Source organism: Christiangramia sediminicola (genome assembly GCF_031344135.1).
Taxonomy (GTDB): domain Bacteria; phylum Bacteroidota; class Bacteroidia; order Flavobacteriales; family Flavobacteriaceae; genus Christiangramia; species Christiangramia sediminicola.
Genome location: NZ_JAVJIU010000002.1, coordinates 118,313 through 138,920 on the forward strand (window position 1 = coordinate 118,313; position 20,608 = coordinate 138,920).

Consider the following 20,608-nt stretch of genomic DNA (forward strand, 5'->3'; position numbering starts at 1 on the left):
TCAGAGGCTTTAATAAAGGAGCGAAGTTTATTTACTCTCCTGATCTTTATATTTCTTGGAATATCTCTTCCATAATTCAGTTTGGTGAGACTCAAGACTCACTTCTCTACCGTCTATAAAGGCATGAGAAAGAATATTGGTTCTCATATCTAATGCATCGCCTTCAGAAATGAATAAGGTAGCAGATTTACCCTTTTCAAGACTACCGTATTTATCATCAATTCCAAGTATCTTCGCCGTATTGGAAGTGATCAATTTTAATGCATCTTCTTTATCCATTCCAAAGGCAGCCACGGTTCCTGCGTAAAATGGCAAATTTCTAGTATTCATTCTTTCCATTTGTCCACTGCTTTCCAAAGCTACCATAACTCCTTCGTCCTGGAGTAATCCTGCTAATTTATATGGAAAGTCATAATCTTCGTAATCCTTATTTGGCGTGCTGTGCGGCCTGTTTACCAAAACAGGGATATCATTAGCTTTAAGCTGATCGGCTACTCCCAAAGCATCGTAACCACCAACGATCACAACACTTTTAAGACCCTGCTTCTTCTTGAATTCGATGACATCAAGAATCTCTTTTTCACCATTTACATGAATGAAAACCTTTTTATCAGCATTAAAAACTGAATCCATGGCCATATAAGGCAGATTTTTGTAATCTCTGCTACCAGCTAAATAAGCTTTTGAAGAAGAGAAGAAACCTGAAAGTTTCGTTATCTCTTCCTGATATTCTTTATTAGCCTTTAAGCCCGGATCTTCACCTCTCCACCAGCGACCTCTTCTAAAAGCATCCGGCCAGTTAATATGAAGTCCGTCATTTTCTTTTACTACGGCATCTTCCCAGTTCCAGGCATCAAATTGTACAACAGAAGATGTTCCTGAGATAAGTCCGCCTCTTGGAACGATCTGCCCTAGCAGCACACCGTTTGGTCTCATGGACTCCACGATCTTACTTTCGGCATTATAGGCGATTAAACTTCTTACATTAGGAAGCATCTCACCCATTTCATCTTCATCTTCTGTAGCTTTTACCGCTGCGATCTCCACTAGTCCTAGCGTTGAATTGGGAGCGATAATTCCTGGATAAACATGTTTACCTTCGGCATTAATAATTTTTCCTGGATATTGTCTTTTAGTCAGGTCTGCAGCGATCACTTCAGTGATCATTCCATCTTCAAAAATGATAAGGCTGTTCTCTATTACCTCACCATTTCCAAGATGCGCTGTAGCACCAACGATGGTAACAGCTTCCGATTGCTCGCTTGCAGGTGTTTGCTGGGCGAAACTATTTCCGGAAATTACCAGCAGCGCTATTAAAATATATATATTGAATCTTTTCATTTTTCTCTGATTTTATTTTACCTCTTCTAGAAGATCACAGTGAACACGTTGCTTTTCCTTTTTCGTCACAGGCTGAGTTTTCACTCCGCTGTTCTTGGCTTTTAGCATCTGCCCAATAAGCTCGTTTCGTTCTTTCTTGATATCTTTTCGCATTTGTTCATCACGTTCCAGATCAAAATAAACAACACCTTCGATCATTGTTTTTTCAGGCTTCGCGTAGATTGAAAGAGGATGTTCGTTCCAAAGAACAAGATCTGCTTGTTTTCCAGTTTTTATACTTCCCACAAGATCATCTACATGTAAAAGTTTAGCCGGATTGATGGTCACCATTTTCCAGGCGTCCTCTTCGCTCATTCCACCGTACTTTACACTTTTTGCCGCTTCCTGATTCAGTCTTCGGCTCATTTCACCATCATCACTATTGATCGCTACTGTTACTCCAACCTTATTTAAGATAGAAGCATTGTAAGGGATTGCATCGTTAACCTCATATTTATAAGCCCACCAGTCTGAAAAAGTAGAGGCGCCAACACCATGTTCTTTCATTTTGTCTGCCACTTTATATCCTTCAAGAATGTGAGTGAACGTATTAATGTTGAAATCGAATTGTTCTGCAACTTTCATCAACATATTTATTTCGCTCTGGATGTAGGAGTGGGAAGTCACAAATCTTTCCCCATTCAGAATCTCTACAAGCGTTTCCATCTCAATATCCTTTCTGAAATTCTCACCGCCAATTTTCTTTTCGGCTTCGTAGGCTCTAGCCTGACTGAAATAATCGATGAAAACCTGTTCAACCCCCATTCTGGTTTGCGGGAATCTATTTCCGCTCCAGTTAGATTGTTTTACATTTTCACCAAGGGCGAATTTGATAAATGGAGGTGCCTGCTCAAAAATCAGATCTTCTGCAGATTTCCCCCATTTTAATTTCAGGATAGCTGAACGTCCACCAATCGGGTTCGCTGAACCATGTAGTAATTGAATAGTAGTCACACCGCCTGCAAGATCTCTGTAAATTCCAATATCGGTTGGATCTATCACATCTTCCATAATAACTTCAGCAGAAGAATTATGACCAGCCTCGTTGATATCTGAGGCTGCAAGGTGTGAATGTTCATCTATGATTCCGGCAGTTAAATGTTTTCCGGTAGCATCTATCACTTTTGCGCCGCCAGCCCTAAGGCCTTGTCCAATCCTTACGATCTCGCCGTTCTTTACAAGAACATCGGTATTTTCAAGAACACCTTCATCTTCACTGGTCCAAACAGTCGCGTTTTTGAAAAGCACATTTTCCTGTTTTGGCTGTTGTTTGAATCCGTAAGCGATATTAGGATAAGTTACAGGCATAACTTCCGGAATTTTCTCATCCTTCTCTTTATCGTCTTTTTTATCTTTTTCTGAACTATCTTGCCTGGTGGCCTGGAACGTAGTCTCATTTCCATTTGGTAAAATAGCCTTTCCGGAAATTGTTTTACTCGGAGCTGGTACGTTCGCAACCAGTCTAATAAATTCAGTTTTCGTAGTATCTGGTGATGATAATAAAAGGCTCATCCAGTTATTGTCAAAACTCAACTTTGAACCTATTTTGGTTTCACCCATTTTCACATCAACTTTTGGCTTGGCAGCTTCACCGGTGATGTCTAATTCATAGGTCTTACCATCCAGCTTAAGATCGTATTTTCCAGTAATATTAGTAATATCCATACTTTCCAGAACATTCTTTTCTCCCTGGATCCAGTTTTCAAATAGAGTGGTTTCTTTTTCAAAGAAATCTCCGGAAGTGATCAGGAAATTTGCCCAGGCTCCTTGCTTAATTACCCCAAGTTTATTGCTTTGCCCGATAGTTTGTGCGGGAACGGTGGTTAAAGAAGCCAGTGCAGCTTCTTTACTAAGACCATATTCTATAGCTTTCAAAAGGTTGTTTCTGAAATCCTTTTCAGCGTCTATAGAATGAGTGGTAATGGTAAACGGTACATTTTTCTCTGAAAGCATCTTTAGGTTCGCCGGTGCCTGGTTCCATTCTTTCATTTCTGAAAGACTTAAGTAACTGGTCAAATACGGATCTTCTACATCATAAGCTTCAGGAAAGCTCATAGGAACAATATAAGTTGCATTAGATTCTTTGATCTTGTCTAATCGCTGATATTCTTTTCCGCTTCCAACGATCACATATTGAATTCCGAATTCATCACCTACCTTATCAGCTCTTAGTTCGTTCAATAGATTATCAGTGGAAAAGATCTGCACTAATCCTTTATTAGCATTCAAAGCTTCCAGGGCAAGATCTTTATTATCTGCATTTCCTTTGGCATACCAGTCGGCATCCAGATACGTCTGACGGATCAGGGCCATGGTTCCCATAATTGAAGTAGGGTAGGACTGTCTTGAAAGAGCACTTTTATCAAATGATAAATATTGAGAAGACCTGTCGTTAAGAATACGGTCACCTTCGCTTACTCCTGGGGTAAGCGCAACAAGCATCCCAGTTCCTCTAATAATACCATCAGGAACATGAGTGTTCACCACTCCAAATCCTGCTTTGTGATATTTCTCTGCTTCTTTAGAATCAAAACTGAATTGAGAGACAGCATTGGTTTCAGGTCTTATATGGTCATTCCAGTAATAACCTTCACGGGAAGCGTCATATTGAGGACCATTTCCGTCTTCAGCTCTTTTTGGCTTTGAAATTCCAAATTCGCTGTATAGATCAATAAATGAAGGATAAACTTCTTTTCCTTTAAGATCCACCACGATGCTGTTTTTTGGAACATTAATGGATTTTCCAACAGAGGTGATCTTACCTTCTTTAATTGCGAACATTCCATTTTCGATCGTCGTTTGCGGATCTACATGGATCTTTGCGTTTTTAAAAACAGTGTAATTGGTGTTTCGGGTTTTAACACCATCATTCTTCGGGAAGTATTCCTGTGACTGCATCGAAAAGACGCCAAGGAAAACTCCCAAAATCAGTAGTTTTAATTTCATAAAAAGTTGGTGATTTTTAAGTAAATAAGATTGCTCAAAATTTTAAGAGCCTTAAAGTACTAAAAAATGAATAAATTCAGAGGAATTATAGGGCGTTTCGAGTATCATCGAAATAATTAACGAGCAATGCCACCACATAGCTGTAGCTTTTCATCCCGTCTGATTGATTATTTACAATAAGATATCGATTGTATGTTGCCTTGAAAATAGGCTCAAAAGGGTTGGTATGTTGCCTCCAGAATTCATCAACTTCACGGTAATTTTCGAGAATTCCTTCGTTGATCGTTTCAATTAGCTCTTCTGTTTTCGCCTGATCTCGTTTGTAAAGTTCGCTAAGGCAATAACTAAGGGCAAAAGTATAACCCGAATATTTGAACTTTTTATTCGGATGGTTCATAGTTACCAGGCAGGCAATAAAATTTGCTTCATTCTCTTTCGCGAATCCTAGCTGATGTCCAACCTCATGGCTCGCCGTCGTTGGGATTTTATATGGGACAATGATGGTATTTACCTGCGCTTCGTTTGTTAGAGGATTCAGATAACCATTAAATCCCATATAAGTTAAAGGTAAACTATATAGTGATCGTTTAAGGGCGCGGCCATTGTAAGCTAATTCCGGAAAGTCTTTTTCAATATTTTCATATCCATCTAAAGTGATCTCAAATAATTCATTTTTTGAGTATTCATATTCTATTCTGGCAGAATCGTTTTCAGCTAGCTCCAAATGAATCTGGTTGGATCTTTCAATAAGCTTTTCGGTTAATTTGATAAGTTTTTCCGTAGTATATTCATTTTCGATCTCCAATGTTTCATGAAGTGGAAGTCTATAATAATTGAATCCCCAAAAAAGATGAAAACAGAAATAAATGATGGATAATGTTGCAATAGCATCTGGTATCCAGATTTTGGGATTTCTGAATTTCTGAGAAACTCTTCTGGCCAGCCAGATGATCAAGGATACGACGAATAAAGCATACAGGAAATCTCCGAGCGAAAATGGGACAAATCCCAGGCTGTATCTCATGATCCTGGAAATAACAGGATAAAGTCCGTTGGAATAATATTCTTCTACAAATTCTGAATGCCCGGAAAGGATGTTAATACCTATAATTTGTATTGGCAGCAGGATCGCGAGTAACAGGACAGATTTTCTCTTCACGGCTTAAAAATACAAATATTCGGCAGGCCTCAAATTTTAGAGTTCGACAAAATCGAATACCTTTGTGAAGATACCAAAAATTAGATCAATGAATGAAGAAATAAGAGAGCTGGAACCCAAAGTTTTATGGGATAAATTCGCCGATTTGAATGCCGTTCCAAGGCCTTCAAAAAAAGAAGAGCGAGTAATTGAATTCATTAAGGATTTCGGAAATAATTTAACCCTTAGAACCGAAGTTGACAGCGTTGGTAATGTAGTGATCTATAAACCTGCAACTAAAGGAATGGAAAGCAGGAAAAAGATCGTTCTTCAGGCTCATCTTGATATGGTGCACCAGAAGAATAATGATACCGATTTTGATTTTGATACCCAGGGGATAGATATGTATGTTGACGGTGACTGGGTTCGTGCTAAGGGAACTACCCTTGGTGCCGATAACGGACTTGGAGTTGCCACAATGATGGCGATCCTAGAAAGTGATTCTATAGAGCATCCTGCAATCGAAGCATTATTTACTATTGATGAAGAAACAGGAATGACCGGTGCTAAAGGTCTAAGTCCGGATCTTCTGGAAGGAGATATTCTTTTGAATCTTGATACCGAAGAAGATGATGAAATCGGGATTGGTTGTGCCGGAGGTGTAGATATTACCGCGACTAAAAAATATGATGAAGAGAAAATGCCTGAAACTTACAGAAGTTATTCTGTGAAAGTAAAAGGTTTGAGTGGTGGGCATTCCGGGATGGATATCATCAAAGGACTTGGGAATGCTAACAAGATCATGAACCGTCTTTTAGTGAATACTTCGGAAGAACTTAAAATGAGAGTTTCCGAGATCGATGGAGGTGGACTAAGAAATGCGATTCCACGTGAAAGTGAAGCAATTATCGCCATTCCAGATACTGAAGAGGAAAGTTTCAAAAAGGAATTTGACTTAAGAGCAAGCGAGATCAAATCTGAGTACGCTTCTCTTGAAAAGAACCTTTCTATAGAACTTCAAAAGATTCCTGCTGAAGGAAGCCTTATGGATTTTAAATCTCAACGTGAAGTATTACTTGCACTTGCAGGAGCACACAACGGAGTTTATAGAATGAGTCCGGAAATTGAAGGATTGGTAGAAGCTTCTAATAATGTTGCTAATGTAACTTTGAAAGATGGTGAAGTTCATATTAAATGTTTAACCAGAAGTTCGGTGGAATCTACCAAAGATGATCTGGCAAATTCATTAACCTCTGTTTTTGAGCTTGCAGGTTTTGATGTTAAACTTTCAGGTGAATATCCTGGTTGGGCACCAAACAGTGATTCAGCAATCCTGAAAACCCTGGATGAGATTTACCAGAAAATGAATGGTGAAAAAGCAGATATCGCAGCCTGTCATGCCGGTTTGGAATGTGGGATTATAGGAAGTCATTACCCAAATATGGATATGATCTCTTTTGGTCCAACCATTCGTGGAGCACATTCTCCAGACGAAAGAGCAAGCGTCAAATCTGCCCAGAAATACTGGAAATTCTTACTTGAAGTTTTAAAGAATATTCCGGAGAATTAAGATCAGAATACTGTAAAATAAAAAAATCCCTTAACGCGAGTTAAGGGATTTTTTATGATTGACTGATTGATTATTCAGCTGCGTTAGCCATTTCAACCAACTTTATTCTGAATACAAGGTCTGTATTTGGAGGAATCGCTCTTCCATATCCTCTTTCTCCATATCCTAAATGACTTGGGATAAAAACAACAGCTTCATCTCCAATTTTCATTTGTTGCATAGCTTCTTTAAATCCAGGGATCATTGGTGCATCTGGGCCATACATAGTTGTCATAGGACCATAACCGATACTCTGAGCTCTCTGTTCGCTGAAAATATTCATTTCTTTAGCAAGATCTTCTTTACTTGTATCGAAAATAGTTCCGTCTACGAAATAACCTTCATAGTCTACAAGTACTTTCTGACCATTATTAGGTTTTTCACCGTCACCTTTATTCTCGAAGTAGATCTTCAATCCGCTTTCTAAAGAATCAGCTTTAGCTTCAAGGCCTTCAAATTCCTGAACCAGTTTATCTTTTGTCTCCTGCATTGCTTTTGCTTCAGCTTCCTTTTCAGCATCTATTTCAGAAAGGCGTGTTTCAAAAACTTTAGGAGCATCAAAATTCTTGGCAGCGCTTCCTTTACGGATGATGTTCACTTCATTCATCGTAATATCCTTAACCGGACGATCACGTGGTCCTGTTTCAACCTTCCCGATAGAATCTACCACGTCCTGACCTTTTACCACTTTTCCGAAAACTGTATGTCTTCCATCAAGTTGAGCTACAGGTCCCAAAGTAATAAAGAACTGGCTTCCATTAGTTCCAGGGCCGGCATTCGCCATGGAAAGAATTCCTTTTGTATCGTGACTTAATGAATCAACAAATTCATCTGGGTATTTGTATCCTGGGCCACCGCTTCCAGTTCCGGTAGGGTCTCCACCCTGAATCACGAACCCATCGATCACTCGGTGAAAGATCAATCCGTCATAATATTTTTTGTCCTTATAAGTACTGTCAGCCATTTTGCTTTTTCCCTCTGCTAGAGATACAAAGCTGGCAACGGTCATTGGAGTTTCTTCAAAATAAAGTTCAGCTACTACCGGCCCCATGGATGTATTGAATTCGGCATACATTCCATCCTCAAGTTCAGGATATTCCTCATTGCAAGAGAATAGGCTAATCGCTACTGTTAATAATAAAAATAGACTTTTTGTTTTCATCTGTAATTGTTGATTTTGTTTTTGTTCAGAAGCATTTCAACGGAATATTTGTGTTCACAAACAATCTATGAATGCTGTTCTTAGTTGTTGGTTTCTTTCGTTGGTTCTTCTTTGATATCATGCAAAGTCACCTTTGCCATAATTGGAACATTACTTCCAATTTTTTGCTTATCGCCGTAATATCCGAAGGCTTTGTGAGAAGGGAAAAGGAATGTAACAGTTTCTCCTTTTTTCATCAATTTAAGCCCCTGTCTTAATCCGGTGAAAAGTTTTTCCTGATCTATCGCATATTCACGAGTTGGTTTTTCACCTTCTGCATAAATCGATTCTCCTTTAATGCTAGAAATAGAATAATCAAATACAACAACGTCGCCAAATTCAGGAGTTTCAATATTTAATGAATCGGTAGATTTATCATTGTAATAATACCAGAATCCGTCTGCAGAAGATAGATATTCTGTATCTATGTTTTCGCCCATTACCTGTTTGATGTAATCTTCTTCCTGAGCGATCATTTCCTTATTTCTTTCAACAGATTCATCTACGTAAGAACCACTGTTCTGTGAAACAGGACGTCTCGCTTCTGGCGATTTACAGCTAACTGCTAATAGAACCAGGAATAATATGCTTAGAATTCTCATTTTTTCAATTGTTCAGAATATTCAGGCAGGATCTTATTGAACCTTACAATCGTATCATTCAGTGAAATATTACTTCTTCCACCTGCAGCATTAATATGTCCGCCACCTTCAAAGTGTGCTCTGGCAAATTTATTCACATCAAAATCACCTTTAGATCTGAATGAAATCTTGATAAGATCTTCGTTTTCTTTCTCTATAAAAATCACTGCAAAAATAATTCCGTCAAGGGAAAGACCGTAATTTACAAAACCTTCAGTGTCTCCTTTTTTGAAATTGTGCTTATCAAGTTCTTCCTGAGATAAACTTATATATGCCGTTCTCAACTCTTTATTGACCTTTAAATTCTTCAAAGCAGTTCCTAACAACTGCAATTTGGTTTCAGAATTAGTATCATAGATATTATTATGAATCTGGGCATTATTAGCACCTTTTTCAATAAGATCTGCGATGGTTTTATGCGTGTCGCTGGAAGTTGAAGCAAACCTGAAAGATCCGGTATCTGTCATGATTCCTGTATATAGACAGGTAGCGATCTCTGGAGTTATCTTTTTACTTGCTCTAAGTTTTTCAATAAATTTATAAACCATCTCACAGGTAGAACTCATCGTGGAATCGCTGTAGGTATAATCAGCATAATCTGATGGTTCCTGGTGATGGTCTATCATTACGAAAACCGCCTTCGAAGCCATTAATGAATCCTGCATTCCGCCACATCTGGAAAGATGATTGAAATCAAGGGTGAAAACTATCTGAGCTTCAGAGATCAATTCATCTGCCTTCTCTTTTTGAGATTCGTAGATCACCACGTTATCGCTGCCCGGGAGCCATTTTAAAAAATGTGGATAATCATTAGGAGCGATTACCGTTGCATTATGACCCTTATCTTTTAGAAAATGTAAAAGCCCCAGAGTAGAACCCATGGCATCACCATCTGGTCCTTTATGTGGTACTATTACGATGTTTTCGGCTTTGGCAAGTTCAGCCGTAATTTCCAGTATTCTTGTATCTATCATATTCAGGGCTAAATATACAATTTAATAATACTTAAGAAATACAGGAAGCTTTAAATTTGTAATGCAAAAACCAACTCATGAAAAATTTATTCAAGCTACTTCCGGTATTTTTTCTAATCATTTCCTGTGGAAGTTCAACTTCCTTTAAATCTATTGACAATGATGATTTTACCATCGCTTTTGGAAGTTGTAATCGTGAAGATGAACCACAACCTTTGTGGAAACCTATATTACTGAATAATCCAGATATATTTCTCTGGGGCGGTGATAATATTTATTCTGATACTGATGATGCTGAAGAAATGCAAGCTGCATACGAGCTTCAACTAAAAAATGAAGAGTATCAAAAGTTATTAAATAAGACTGAAGTTCTCGGAACCTGGGATGATCATGATTACGGTTTGAATGACGGAGGAAAGGAATGGGATTTTAAAGAAAAAAGTCAGCAATTGTTTCTTGACTTCATGAATGTTCCTGAAAATAGTGAGAGAAGGAATAGGGAAGGAGTCTATAGTTCAGAAATCTTTGAAACTCCGGAAGGAAGCATTAAAGTATTCCTTTTAGATACAAGATATTTCAGAGATGAACTTATAAAGAGTGACGATCCAAATAAAAGATATGAACCATCAAATGGAACAATATTAGGAGAAAAACAATGGGATTGGTTAGGTTTAGAATTGAAGAATAGTGATGCTGATTTTAATGTGATCATGTCTAGTATTCAGATACTTTCTGCGGAACACGGTTTCGAGACCTGGGGAAATTTTCCTTCAGAAGTAGATAAATTGAAAGATTTGATAGTTTCTTCCGAAGCTAAAAATGTGATGCTCTTAAGTGGAGATCGCCATATTTCAGAATTTTCAGCAGCTGAGGTGGAAGGATTGAATTATAAATTAATAGATTTTACTTCCAGCGGACTCACTCATGTCTACGAGGAATTCAGCGGTGAGCCTAATAGGCATCGGATAGGAGAGGTTGTGAATGTAAAGAGTTTCGGTTTGTTGAAATTCGATTTTAAGAAGAACACCGTGCTCATGGAAATGCGAGGAGAGCGAAATAAATTGCTTCAGGATTATCTGCTTGAATTCCAGTAGTTCAACATAAAAGCTTAAAGGGCTTGTATATGGAAAGGAATTAATTATTTTTGCACCAAATTTAAAAACCATACAATGGCAGATAATAGAACATTCACCATGATTAAGCCAGATGCAGTAGAGAACGGGCATATTGGTGGAATACTAGATCAGATCACAGCTTCAGGATTTAGAATCGTAGCAATGAAGCTTACACAAATGACTCAGAGAGATGCTGAGACTTTTTATGCAGTTCATAAAGAGCGTCCATTTTTCGGAGAATTAGTTGAATTCATGACACGTGGTCCTATCGTTGCGGCTATTCTAGAAAAAGATAACGCTGTAGAAGATTTCAGAACTCTTATCGGAGCTACAAACCCGGAAGAAGCTGCAGAAGGAACAATCAGAAAAAAATACGCGACTAGCATTGGAGAAAATGCTGTTCACGGAAGTGATAGCGATGAGAATGCACAAATTGAAGGTGCTTTCCATTTCGCAGGAAGAGAGATGTTCTAAGAGAACAATTTCAATAAATAGAAAAACCGGACTTCTTTAGTCCGGTTTTTTTATATGCTTATTTTATTAAAGGTTCTTTTCGAAACAGCCATTTTAACTGTAATCTTGTTCCATCTTCGGTTTCTACTTTGTGAAGTCTTGGGCAGAGAATAATAGTGAATACACCGGAAATTATCAGTTTATAAAGATGGTCTACTTCAGGAAAAAGTAAATCAAGAATATACTGACTCCCCGCAAAAAGTGTAAAGAAAGCGATGAAATATACGAGGAACAGTTTTAAAGTATGATTCATTATTTTCTGCTTTAGTTGGAAAAACTATCTCAATACTAGTTTGGAAATGATCTCCTGGCCCATTTCCTCATTGAGGTTTCTAATGATCTTTTCCTTACCATAACTCAATTCTTCTCTTAAAACCGATGAACTTAATTGAACGAAAAGCGTTTCATTCTTAAGTTTGAGTCCAGTGGTGTATTTATCAATCGCCGGGCCCATTTGGCTTTTCCAGACGTCTCTCACTTTTACTTCATTGAGACCTTTTTTATCCAGTTTATTCTCGTCTACAAAACTTTTCAGCAGGTCACCCAACTTCATTTCTTCATTCTTGCGTCTCTTCTTCATCTTGGCTTAGTAAAGGTTCATATCTCTGGTAGTAGTATTTTTTGTCGTCCCTGTTTAAAATCACTAATTTCTCCTCGGTGGCTTCCAGGACTTCTTCCTTCCATTCATCAAAAGGAGTAGAATAATAAAGCATTAGTTTCCCATCTTCAACTATCGCGGTAATATTTTCTGAATCATTGGAAACTTCTATAAAATCACCATCTATTTTTGGTTTCAATTTTTTCCTGATTCCGGTAGAGTCTTTTATCTCGATATAGTCTATTAACTGACTAAGGCCATATTCCACTACAGAATCATTCTTTATCTGCACTTTTTCGATCTGCCAGTAGCCGTTGAGGTTCTTGATTTGTTCCTGCGGATCTTTGTTAGAACAGGATATAATTATGAAAATTGAAAATAATAAGATCAGTCTTTTCAAAGCTTGAAAATTTTATAAGATTGGTTGCTGCTTTTAACTACTTTCTCGGTCCTGTCTGCATGCGTATCGCTTAAAAAGATCTGACCTAACTCATTAGTGGCAACTAAGGCAACAATATGAGCCACGCGATTTTCATCCAGCTTATCAAAAATATCATCTAGCAAAAGTATTGGGTTCACTTTACTAATTTGTTTGATAAAATCGAATTGAGCGAGTTTTAAAGCTATCAAAAATGATTTTTGCTGTCCCTGAGAACCAAACTTCTTTATAGGGTGTCCAGCGATCTCAAAACTAAGATCATCTTTATGCGTCCCTACAGAAGTATATTGCAAGGCCATGTCTTTCTGCAGATTCTCTTCCAGTAAATTGGCTAAAGAATTGTCAAAAAGCTGACTCTTGTAATTAATATCTACATTCTCCTTATTATTAGTTATATCAGCATAGCGCTTATTGAAAATAGGAATAAACTCCTGGAGAAATTCCTTTCGCTTTTCAAAAAGTTCCTGCCCTAAACTGCTTAGCTGAAGATTATAAACTTCCAGGGTATCACGCTCAAAGGTGTTATTTGCAGCGAAATATTTTAAAAGTGAATTTCTTTGTGATACCAGTTTGGTGTATTGAAGTAGCTTATTCAGATAGACCTGGTCGCTTTGAGAGATTACACCATCCATGAATTTCCTCCTGGTTTCTGAACCTTCAATAATAAGGTCTCTATCTGCAGGAGAAATAATGACAGTCGGGATAAAACCTATGTGATCACTCAGCTTGTCGTAAGCCTTGTTATTCCTTTTAATTAGTTTCTTCTGACCTTTCTTTGCGCTCGCCAGGATTTTTTCAGACTTATCATTTTTCTCAAATTCACCTTCAATTACAAAAAAATCTGAATCGTGGTTGATGTTTTGAGAAGTAACCGGATTGAAATAGCTTTTACCGAAAGAAAGATGGTAAATACTGTCCAAAACGTTAGTTTTTCCCACCCCGTTATTCCCAACCAGGCAGTTGATCTTTTCATCGAAATCAAATTCAGCCGTCTTAAGATTCTTATAATTAAGGAGGCTAAGATTTTTTAAATGCATAAATCGCTGTGTTTCAGCTGAAAATTCAATAATTGATTGAAGCGGAACAGAGCCGCAAAAGGACTCCAAATTATTCAAAAAATACAAATATTTTCTCTTTTAATTTTCACAAAAAATTATATTTTTGCCACGCATTAAAAATTTTTTATGGCAACATATAAGAAAAGAGGACACAAGCCTTCCAACAAGGAGGAGAGAGAACACGTAGCAGAACAGGAATCTACAACTGCAGAAGTTTTTAACACTTTAGACGAGGGAGCAAGTAAGACCGAAACCTGGGTCGCCGATAATCAGAAATACATCTATATTATTGTTGGTGTCGCTATTGTTGCTGTTTTAGGATATTTAGGATACAATAGATTTATTCATGAGCCAAACCAGAATGAAGCTGCGAATGAAATGGCTCAGGCTGAGAACTACATGGCTTCTGCTTTAAGAGCGAATGGAGCACAAAGTGATTCTCTTTACAATCTTGCTCTTAATGGAGGTGAAGGTAAATATGGATTTTTAGATATAATTGAAAACTACGGCGGGACCGATGCTGCAAACCTTGCACATTACAACGCTGGTTTTGCTTACCTTAGAACTGGTAAGTATCAGGAAGCTATTGAGCAGCTAGAAGGATTTAACAGTGATGATGAGATCTTTTCTGCTTTGGCAACTGGTGGGATTGGAGATGCTTTTATGCAGTTAGATCAGCCTGAAGAAGCTTTGGGTTACTATGAGAAAGCTGCTGAAATGAGAGCAAATTCTTTCACTGCACCTAGATTTTTATTAAAAGCTGCGATCACGGCCATTAAGGTTGGTGATGCAGATGCTGCAGAAGGATACCTTCTTCAAATCGAAGATGAGTATGCTGATGCTCCAGAGGCTGAAAAGGTGCCAATCTACCTTGGTCAGGCTCGCGCAATGAAAAACTAATATATGGCTACAGAAGGTAAAAACCTTTCACAATACGATAAGAATACGATCCCAAACGCGAAAGACTTTCGGTTTGGGATCGTTGTTTCTGAGTGGAATGATGAGATCACAGAAGGACTATTTCAGGGAGCATTTGATGCCTGGATAGAAAACGGAGTTCAGAAGGAAAATATCGTAAGGTGGAATGTTCCTGGAAGTTTTGAGCTTATTTATGGTTGCAAAAAGATGCAGGAAAGCTTTGAAATGCTGGATGCAATAGTTGCTGTAGGTAATGTGATCCAGGGAGAAACCAAGCATTTCGATTTTGTTTGTGAAGGGGTAACCCAAGGAATTAAAGACCTGAATGTACAAACGGACATCCCGGTAATCTTCTGCGTTCTAACCGATAATAATATTGAACAATCCCGCGCTCGTAGTGGTGGGAAGCATGGTAATAAAGGAACAGAAGCAGCGATTGCAGCTATTAAGATGGCGCAATTGAGAAAAGATGCTAAATTCTATAAGGGTTAATTTCTCTGAATAGGTTTTTAAAACGGCATTGTTATTGCTTTCTTTATTAATACTCTAAGACTTCGGATTTTTGAAGCATTTTGAGTAAATTTGGATCAGTAAACATTCTACAGTTTTGAAAATCAATCTAGGCAAAATCAGAAAGAACACCAGGTATAACTATACCCCAAGATATTATAAGGGTAAAGATACCGGTAACATCTATGATTTTGATTCCAAATTCAATAAATATAGAGAAGCCACTAATGCAATAGATTTCGGTTCCCATTGGGCTGAGGCACGAGAGTCCAGCAGAACCAGAGGGAATAGAAGCATCAATCGCCGTGTGATCTATATTATTGTGGTTTTAATTTTCATATGCCTGTGGATATTAGATTTTGATTTATCCATTTTCTCGAATCCCCGTTAAATGAGTGACATAATTCAACTGTTGCCCGATCATGTTGCAAACCAGATCGCTGCGGGTGAAGTGGTGCAACGTCCGGCTTCAGTAATAAAAGAACTTCTCGAAAATTCCATAGACGCTCAAGCAACCAGAATTCAGGTTGTAATTAAGGATGCAGGTAAAACACTTGTGCAGATTGTTGATGATGGAATTGGGATGAGTCTTACCGATGCCAGGATGAGCTTTGAAAGACATGCTACTTCCAAGATAAAACTGGCAGATGATCTATTTTCTTTAAAGACAAAAGGTTTTCGTGGAGAGGCTCTGGCTTCTATCGCGGCAATTGCTCATGTGGAGTTGAGAACCAGAACTGATAAGGATGAGGTTGGAACTTGTTTAAAGGTTGAAGGTAGCCAGGTGGTATCTCAGGATGCCTGTGTAACTCCTAAAGGAACAAATATCTGCGTTAAGAATCTTTTCTATAATATTCCTGCCCGTAGAAATTTTTTGAAATCTGATAATGTTGAATTAAGGCATATCATTGATGAATTTCAAAGAGTTGCTTTTGCACATCCAGATATCAGTTTTTCGCTGACTCATAATGGCAATGAGTTATTTCAATTACCAACAACCAATTTCAGGCAAAGGATCACCAATATTCTCGGCGGTAAAACCAATGAAAAACTGGTGCCAGTTGAAGAAGATACTGAAATCGTAAAGATCTCGGGCTTCGTGGGAAAACCGGAATTCGCCAAAAAGAGCAGGGGAGAACAGTTCTTTTTTGTAAATGACAGGTTTATAAAAAGTCCGTATTTAAATCATGCCGTTTCAGCTGCATACGAAGGACTTTTAAAGGAGAAATCGTATCCAAGTTACTTTTTATATTTACAGGTAGATCCTAAATCTATCGATATCAATATTCACCCTACTAAAACAGAGATAAAATTCGATGATGAGCATGCGCTATATGCCATTTTGAAAAGTTCTATCAAACATAGTCTTGGACAATTCAATGTTGCTCCTATGCTTGATTTTGAAAGGGATTCTGAACTTGATACTCCTTACGATTATAAGAATAAAGAAGCAGACGTGCCTCAGGTAGAAGTTGATCGAAATTTTAATCCTTTTCAGAACGAAGGAAATCCTCGAACCAATTTTTCTGGAGGCACCAATTTTAAAAAGGATAAATCTGCACAGTGGGAGAGCTTATATTCTGGAATGCAGTCTGAAACTGAAGTTGAAACCGACATTCGCCAGATTGAATTTGAGAGTGAAGAGGTGACAGGTAACCTGTTCGGTGCTAAGGAAGAACAGACAGAAAAATCTACTTTTCAGGTCCAGAAGAAGTATATAGTTTCAACGCTAAAAAGCGGAATTCTGGTTATAGATCAACATCGTGCGCATACGAGAGTACTTTACGAGGAATTACTGAAGAATATAACGGTCTCATCTGCAGTTAGTCAGCAGTTGTTATTTCCTTTAAGACTTCAATTTAATGCGCATGAAGTGGAAATGCTGAAAGAGATCAAAGATTCTTTAGAACAAACCGGATTTATATTTTCCGCTATTAATAAAGACGAAGTTGAAATTAGTGGAATTCCGACCCTTATTTCAGAAAGTGAGGTGGAGATTTTACTGGAACAATTAATTGCCGATTTTGAAAAAGATGTGCCTGATAATGGTTTTTCTCAAACCGATCTTCTGGCAAAATCGCTGGCAAATTCCATGGCCGTTAGATCTGGAACCATCCTAAATTCAACGGAACAACAACATATCGTAAATAGATTATTTGCCTGCAAAGAACCGGCACTTAGTCCATCTAATAAAACCGTGTTCACTACCTTAACTGTAGACGAACTGGATAAAAAATTTGCCTAATGGGAAGAATGACAGAAACCGTTAAGGTTCTCCTGATTATTAATGTGATATTCTTTATTGGAAGCCAGCTTCTTGGTGATGTAGCTTACGAATATTTTGCATTATGGTTTATAAAAAACCCGAACTTCCAGTTCTGGCAAATTTTAACTCACATGTTCATGCATGGTGGGTTTATGCATATACTTTTCAATATGTATGCTTTATGGGCTTTTGGGAGTCCTATTGAGCAAATGCTTGGTCAGAAACGATTTTTGTTCTTCTACTTTTCAGCAGGAATTGGTGCCGCAATGTTGCATACCCTTGTGAATTTCTATGCTTATCAAAAAGGTTTTAACGGACTACTGGAACTTGGCTGGACGCCGCCAGAGATCATGAATTTTGTTCAGGAGGCCTATGCTACAAACAGGTTTAGAATTCCTGAAGGGATTGAAGAGGGAACTCTGCGATCTATGCTTGAAGCATTTTCTTCGCCTGCAGTGGGAGCTTCCGGAGCGATCTACGGAATCCTGGTTGCATTCGGAATGATGTTCCCGAACGTGGAATTGTTCCTGCTTTTTGTGCCTGTGCCCATTAAAGCCAAGTATTTTATTCCCGGATTAATTGCCTTAGATTTGTTCTCAGGATTTACCGGGTATTCTTTATTTGGTGGTTCTATAGCCCATTTCGCCCACATTGGAGGTGCGTTATTTGGCTTTATAATGATGTATTACTGGAAAAAGAATCAGTTCAATAATAATCGCTGGTATTAATGATGTCATCAGATAGAATAAAGTACAAGATCCAGACCGCTACGGTCACTGAAAAGCTCATTGCTATTAATGTGCTGGTCTTTATTTTGTTCTTTCTTTTCAAGACGATCGCTTTCTTATTTCAGTTTCAATCAGACTTCCTGGTACAATGGTTCGTATTTCCAAAGGAGCCAATGGAATTCTTAATGAAGCCATGGTCTATTATCACTTATTCATTTCTTCATAGCGGAATCTGGCATATTCTATCAAATATGCTGATCCTGTATTTTTCCGGCATCTATTTTCTGAATTACTTTTCACCTAAAAGATTGCTTAATTATTACTTTTTAGGAGTAATTATAGGAGCTCTGGTATATATGCTAAGCTATAATCTGTTTCCGGCGTTTCAGGGAACTGGTAAATCATATTTGATGGGAGCTTCAGCCGGAGTGATGGCCGTTTTGATTGGTATCGCTTCTCATGTTCCAAATATGAGGGTGAGATTGATGCTGATTGGAAGCGTGAAATTCTGGTGGATCGCTGCGTTCTTGGTGGTTTTAGATGTAATTCAGATTCCCATGGGAAATGCAGGAGGACACCTTGCACATCTTGGTGGAGCTGCTTTAGGATACTTATACACGAATCAGCTTCAGAAAGGAAATGACATTGGAAAATGGTTTGAGAATATCATGGATTCTATTGCTTCGTTATTTAAACCTCGTGAAAAAAAGGCCAGAATGAAGACGGTATATCGTACCGAAAGAACCGCTGCGAGTAAAAGTGGTCAACCAAAATCGAAGAGCAAATTCGATAAGAACGATAAACAGAAAAGGGTTGATGCTATTCTTGATAAGATTAGTAAAAGTGGTTATGAAAGCTTGAGTAAAGACGAAAAGGATTTTTTATTTCAAGCCGGTAAAGAAGATTAAATGAAAAAGTTGAATCTCTTTGATAAATTCATTTTTATCCTGAATTCCCTTGCAGCCACTGCCCTTCTTTTTTCTTATCTTCTTCCACTTATACCACCGAAAACATTTCCTTTACTTTCAGTTTTAAGTCTTGGAGTGCCTGTTCTTATTATTCTGAACACGGTTTTTCTTATCTACTGGTTGTTAAGAATGAAAAGGCAGATGTTACTTTCGCTTATCATTCTTATTCTGGGTTATAATTACGTAACCAGCTTTGTGAAATTTTCCGGATCTGAAACCGATGAAGGGTCAAATTCAGATTTTTCATTAATGAGCTATAACGTGAGAATGTTCAATGCTTATGAATGGTCTCCCAGAAAGGATATTCCCCAAAAGATCACCGGTTTTATAAAAGAACAAAGTCCGGATATTTTATGTGTTCAGGAGCATTATATTGGTGCGGCTGAACTGGCCAAAATTTACCCTTACGAATATGTGAAGCTGAAAGGGAAAAACGCTGAATTTGGATCAGCCATTTTTTCTAAATATCCTATAATTAATCAGGGTTCGCTGGATTTTCCTCACCAGGGAAATAATAATGCTATCTACACCGATCTCGTTATCGATAAAAAAGATACGGTTAGAATTTTCAATGTGCATTTTCAATCATTGAATATAAAGCCGGGAATAGACGATCTTCAAAAGGAAGACTCGAAAAAATTACTAGGAAGAATCGGGTATGGTTTTTCACTGCAACAAGAGCAGGCCGAAATGCTGGATAAAGAACTTACAGCCTCTCCATATAAAACAATTGTTGCTGGAGATTTTAATAATACCAGCTTCTCATATATCTATAACCTTGTGAAGCAGGACGGTAGATTTAAAGATGCATTCCTGGAATCTGGGTCTGGTTTCGGAAAAAGTTTTAAACTTAATTATTTTCCATTGCGAATTGATTTCTTTTTAGTGGAAGATATGATGGAGGTCAATGAATTCAGAAAGTTTGAGATCGATTACTCAGATCATTATCCTGTCTTAACCAAGATCAAGCTTTAATTCCTGATTCTCCAGGTAACTTAAAGCAGCATTCCCCTCGTTAAAGATTAGGTCAAGAATACAAAGGTTAGGAAGAAATCCGGCTTTAGAGTCGAATACCTGGGTATAAGGTTCAGGAGAAAAGCCAATATTTGTCTTTGCGTTTACAAGACTCCTGTAATTGATGTTGGACTCAGGTTTTAAAATGAATTCATCTGTCTTTTCGTAACCGAAATCAAGTTGTAGACAATCAGCGACGAATTCCATACATTCATAATTTAGATCCAGAAGAAATTTGTGTTCTTTATGATAAATTGGAAATAATTCATCCTCATAGAATTCAAAGAAGGGAGATGTCTGGTATGATGCTTTAAAAGCTCTCCAGTGCTGTTTCTGCCATTCAAACTCATTCTCGATCTGAATATCCTTATATTTCTGATGCCCTTTGTTACTAATCCCTAAAGCAGCTCTATGTTTAATAGGTATGTTCAGTGTTAACCTGCCATTAGCATCATAGATATACATCCTGTTTCTATAAGTCTGCTTTTGATAATTATCTTCATTCTCGAATAAAACCTTTTTAGCATTCACATAGGCTACCCATTGACTAATAGGGCCAAAATAGGAGGGATGTAATAAAACCGGTTTCATA

The 20,608-nt window shown here is 37.9% G+C and carries 21 protein-coding genes; 10 read left to right on the forward strand and 11 right to left on the reverse strand.

Going from position 1 to position 20,608, the window contains the following annotated elements; all coding sequences use genetic code 11:
• Positions 1-27 precede the first annotated feature (27 nt).
• The 3 genes from RE431_RS04325 to RE431_RS04335 form a co-directional block, all read right to left on the reverse strand.
• A complete protein-coding gene (locus RE431_RS04325; RefSeq protein ID WP_309560738.1) occupies positions 28-1,341 on the reverse strand; it encodes an amidohydrolase family protein in 1,314 nt (437 codons plus the stop codon).
• A 12-nt stretch (positions 1,342-1,353) separates the two neighbouring features.
• A complete protein-coding gene (locus tag RE431_RS04330; RefSeq protein WP_309560739.1) occupies positions 1,354-4,326 on the reverse strand; it encodes an amidohydrolase family protein in 2,973 nt (990 codons plus the stop codon).
• Positions 4,327-4,411: 85 nt separating this feature from the next.
• Complete coding sequence (locus RE431_RS04335) at positions 4,412-5,485, reverse strand: DUF3810 domain-containing protein (RefSeq protein WP_309560740.1); 1,074 nt, start codon at positions 5,483-5,485, stop codon at positions 4,412-4,414.
• 88 nt (positions 5,486-5,573) lie between these two features.
• On the opposite strand from RE431_RS04335, the gene RE431_RS04340 reads away from it, so the two are divergent.
• Entirely contained in the window at positions 5,574-7,034 is a 1,461-nt protein-coding gene (locus tag RE431_RS04340; RefSeq protein ID WP_309560741.1) for an aminoacyl-histidine dipeptidase, read from the forward strand.
• Positions 7,035-7,104: 70 nt separating this feature from the next.
• On the opposite strand, the gene RE431_RS04345 is transcribed toward RE431_RS04340, so the two are convergent.
• The 3 genes from RE431_RS04345 to RE431_RS04355 all read right to left on the reverse strand — a co-directional run bounded on the left by RE431_RS04345 (position 7,105) and on the right by RE431_RS04355 (position 9,889).
• Positions 7,105-8,235, reverse strand: coding sequence for a peptidylprolyl isomerase (locus RE431_RS04345; RefSeq protein ID WP_309560742.1), 1,131 nt, complete (start codon positions 8,233-8,235; stop codon positions 7,105-7,107).
• 80 nt (positions 8,236-8,315) lie between these two features.
• Positions 8,316-8,876, reverse strand: coding sequence for a gliding motility-associated peptidyl-prolyl isomerase GldI (gene gldI, locus RE431_RS04350; protein ID WP_309560743.1), 561 nt, complete (start codon positions 8,874-8,876; stop codon positions 8,316-8,318).
• The gene (locus RE431_RS04355) at positions 8,873-9,889 is read right to left on the reverse strand and encodes a DHH family phosphoesterase (RefSeq protein ID WP_309560744.1); all 1,017 of its coding nucleotides are present in this window, start codon (positions 9,887-9,889) and stop codon (positions 8,873-8,875) included. The genes gldI and RE431_RS04355 overlap by 4 nt, the downstream gene beginning before the upstream one ends.
• A 77-nt stretch (positions 9,890-9,966) precedes the next feature.
• On the opposite strand from RE431_RS04355, the gene RE431_RS04360 reads away from it, so the two are divergent.
• Positions 9,967-10,983, forward strand: coding sequence for an alkaline phosphatase D family protein (locus RE431_RS04360; protein ID WP_309560745.1), 1,017 nt, complete (start codon positions 9,967-9,969; stop codon positions 10,981-10,983).
• Between the two features lie 75 nt (positions 10,984-11,058).
• Entirely contained in the window at positions 11,059-11,478 is a 420-nt protein-coding gene (locus RE431_RS04365) for a nucleoside-diphosphate kinase (RefSeq protein ID WP_143409662.1), read from the forward strand.
• 58 nt (positions 11,479-11,536) lie between these two features.
• On the opposite strand, the gene RE431_RS04370 is transcribed toward RE431_RS04365, so the two are convergent.
• Genes RE431_RS04370 through recF form a run of 4 tightly spaced genes read right to left on the reverse strand, consistent with a single transcriptional unit; the run spans position 11,537 to position 13,591 of the window.
• Positions 11,537-11,770, reverse strand: a complete 234-nt coding sequence (locus tag RE431_RS04370; protein ID WP_309560746.1) for a hypothetical protein — start codon at positions 11,768-11,770, stop codon at positions 11,537-11,539.
• 24 nt (positions 11,771-11,794) lie between these two features.
• On the reverse strand, positions 11,795-12,097 hold the full coding sequence (locus tag RE431_RS04375; RefSeq protein ID WP_309560747.1) for a DciA family protein: 303 nt from the start codon (positions 12,095-12,097) through the stop codon (positions 11,795-11,797).
• The gene (locus RE431_RS04380) at positions 12,075-12,515 is read right to left on the reverse strand and encodes a lipocalin family protein (RefSeq protein ID WP_309560748.1); all 441 of its coding nucleotides are present in this window, start codon (positions 12,513-12,515) and stop codon (positions 12,075-12,077) included. The genes RE431_RS04375 and RE431_RS04380 overlap by 23 nt, the downstream gene beginning before the upstream one ends.
• On the reverse strand, positions 12,512-13,591 hold the full coding sequence (recF, locus tag RE431_RS04385) for a DNA replication/repair protein RecF (protein WP_309560749.1): 1,080 nt from the start codon (positions 13,589-13,591) through the stop codon (positions 12,512-12,514). The genes RE431_RS04380 and recF overlap by 4 nt, the downstream gene beginning before the upstream one ends.
• Before the next feature lie 147 nt (positions 13,592-13,738).
• Here recF and RE431_RS04390 point away from each other — a divergent pair, with 147 nt between their 5' ends.
• The 7 genes from RE431_RS04390 (at position 13,739) to RE431_RS04420 (ending at position 19,977) form a co-directional block, all read left to right on the forward strand.
• Positions 13,739-14,512 carry a tetratricopeptide repeat protein gene (locus RE431_RS04390; protein ID WP_309560750.1) on the forward strand — a complete coding sequence of 258 codons (774 nt, stop codon included), beginning with the start codon at positions 13,739-13,741 and terminating at the stop codon, positions 14,510-14,512.
• 3 nt (positions 14,513-14,515) lie between these two features.
• Positions 14,516-15,022 carry a 6,7-dimethyl-8-ribityllumazine synthase gene (gene ribH, locus RE431_RS04395; protein WP_309560751.1) on the forward strand — a complete coding sequence of 169 codons (507 nt, stop codon included), beginning with the start codon at positions 14,516-14,518 and terminating at the stop codon, positions 15,020-15,022.
• A gap of 115 nt (positions 15,023-15,137) precedes the next feature.
• On the forward strand, positions 15,138-15,431 hold the full coding sequence (locus RE431_RS04400) for a hypothetical protein (protein WP_309560752.1): 294 nt from the start codon (positions 15,138-15,140) through the stop codon (positions 15,429-15,431).
• A complete protein-coding gene (gene mutL / locus RE431_RS04405) occupies positions 15,432-17,285 on the forward strand; it encodes a DNA mismatch repair endonuclease MutL (protein ID WP_309560753.1) in 1,854 nt (617 codons plus the stop codon). It abuts the gene before it with no gap.
• Positions 17,285-18,034, forward strand: coding sequence for a rhomboid family intramembrane serine protease (locus RE431_RS04410; protein WP_309560754.1), 750 nt, complete (start codon positions 17,285-17,287; stop codon positions 18,032-18,034). The genes mutL and RE431_RS04410 overlap by 1 nt, the downstream gene beginning before the upstream one ends.
• On the forward strand, positions 18,034-18,942 hold the full coding sequence (locus RE431_RS04415; RefSeq protein WP_309560755.1) for a rhomboid family intramembrane serine protease: 909 nt from the start codon (positions 18,034-18,036) through the stop codon (positions 18,940-18,942). Before RE431_RS04410 ends, RE431_RS04415 begins: the two co-directional genes overlap by 1 nt.
• The gene (locus RE431_RS04420) at positions 18,943-19,977 is read left to right on the forward strand and encodes an endonuclease/exonuclease/phosphatase family protein (RefSeq protein ID WP_309560756.1); all 1,035 of its coding nucleotides are present in this window, start codon (positions 18,943-18,945) and stop codon (positions 19,975-19,977) included.
• Here the strand turns inward: RE431_RS04420 and RE431_RS04425 are convergent.
• Positions 19,957-20,607 (reverse strand): WbqC family protein, encoded by a 651-nt coding sequence (locus tag RE431_RS04425; RefSeq protein ID WP_309560757.1) that lies wholly within the window; start codon positions 20,605-20,607, stop codon positions 19,957-19,959. The two genes, RE431_RS04420 and RE431_RS04425, sit on opposite strands and share 21 nt — an antisense overlap.
• Between the last annotated feature and the right edge of the window lies 1 nt (position 20,608).

What these genes read in the sequence shown, in the direction of transcription:
- RE431_RS04325 (WP_309560738.1), bottom strand. Translation starts at nt 1,341, where the DNA reads ATGAAAAGATTCAATATATATATTTTAATAGCGCTGCTGGTAATTTCC.
- RE431_RS04330 (WP_309560739.1), bottom strand. Translation starts at nt 4,326, where the DNA reads ATGAAATTAAAACTACTGATTTTGGGAGTTTTCCTTGGCGTCTTTTCG.
- RE431_RS04340 (WP_309560741.1), top strand. Translation starts at nt 5,574, where the DNA reads ATGAATGAAGAAATAAGAGAGCTGGAACCCAAAGTTTTATGGGATAAA.
- RE431_RS04345 (WP_309560742.1), bottom strand. Translation starts at nt 8,235, where the DNA reads ATGAAAACAAAAAGTCTATTTTTATTATTAACAGTAGCGATTAGCCTA.
- gldI (WP_309560743.1), bottom strand. Translation starts at nt 8,876, where the DNA reads ATGAGAATTCTAAGCATATTATTCCTGGTTCTATTAGCAGTTAGCTGT.
- RE431_RS04355 (WP_309560744.1), bottom strand. Translation starts at nt 9,889, where the DNA reads ATGATAGATACAAGAATACTGGAAATTACGGCTGAACTTGCCAAAGCC.
- RE431_RS04360 (WP_309560745.1), top strand. Translation starts at nt 9,967, where the DNA reads ATGAAAAATTTATTCAAGCTACTTCCGGTATTTTTTCTAATCATTTCC.
- RE431_RS04365 (WP_143409662.1), top strand. Translation starts at nt 11,059, where the DNA reads ATGGCAGATAATAGAACATTCACCATGATTAAGCCAGATGCAGTAGAG.
- RE431_RS04370 (WP_309560746.1), bottom strand. Translation starts at nt 11,770, where the DNA reads ATGAATCATACTTTAAAACTGTTCCTCGTATATTTCATCGCTTTCTTT.
- RE431_RS04375 (WP_309560747.1), bottom strand. Translation starts at nt 12,097, where the DNA reads ATGAAGAAGAGACGCAAGAATGAAGAAATGAAGTTGGGTGACCTGCTG.
- recF (WP_309560749.1), bottom strand. Translation starts at nt 13,591, where the DNA reads ATGCATTTAAAAAATCTTAGCCTCCTTAATTATAAGAATCTTAAGACG.
- RE431_RS04390 (WP_309560750.1), top strand. Translation starts at nt 13,739, where the DNA reads ATGGCAACATATAAGAAAAGAGGACACAAGCCTTCCAACAAGGAGGAG.
- ribH (WP_309560751.1), top strand. Translation starts at nt 14,516, where the DNA reads ATGGCTACAGAAGGTAAAAACCTTTCACAATACGATAAGAATACGATC.
- mutL (WP_309560753.1), top strand. Translation starts at nt 15,432, where the DNA reads ATGAGTGACATAATTCAACTGTTGCCCGATCATGTTGCAAACCAGATC.
- RE431_RS04410 (WP_309560754.1), top strand. Translation starts at nt 17,285, where the DNA reads ATGGGAAGAATGACAGAAACCGTTAAGGTTCTCCTGATTATTAATGTG.
- RE431_RS04415 (WP_309560755.1), top strand. Translation starts at nt 18,034, where the DNA reads ATGATGTCATCAGATAGAATAAAGTACAAGATCCAGACCGCTACGGTC.
- RE431_RS04420 (WP_309560756.1), top strand. Translation starts at nt 18,943, where the DNA reads ATGAAAAAGTTGAATCTCTTTGATAAATTCATTTTTATCCTGAATTCC.
- RE431_RS04425 (WP_309560757.1), bottom strand. Translation starts at nt 20,607, where the DNA reads ATGAAACCGGTTTTATTACATCCCTCCTATTTTGGCCCTATTAGTCAA.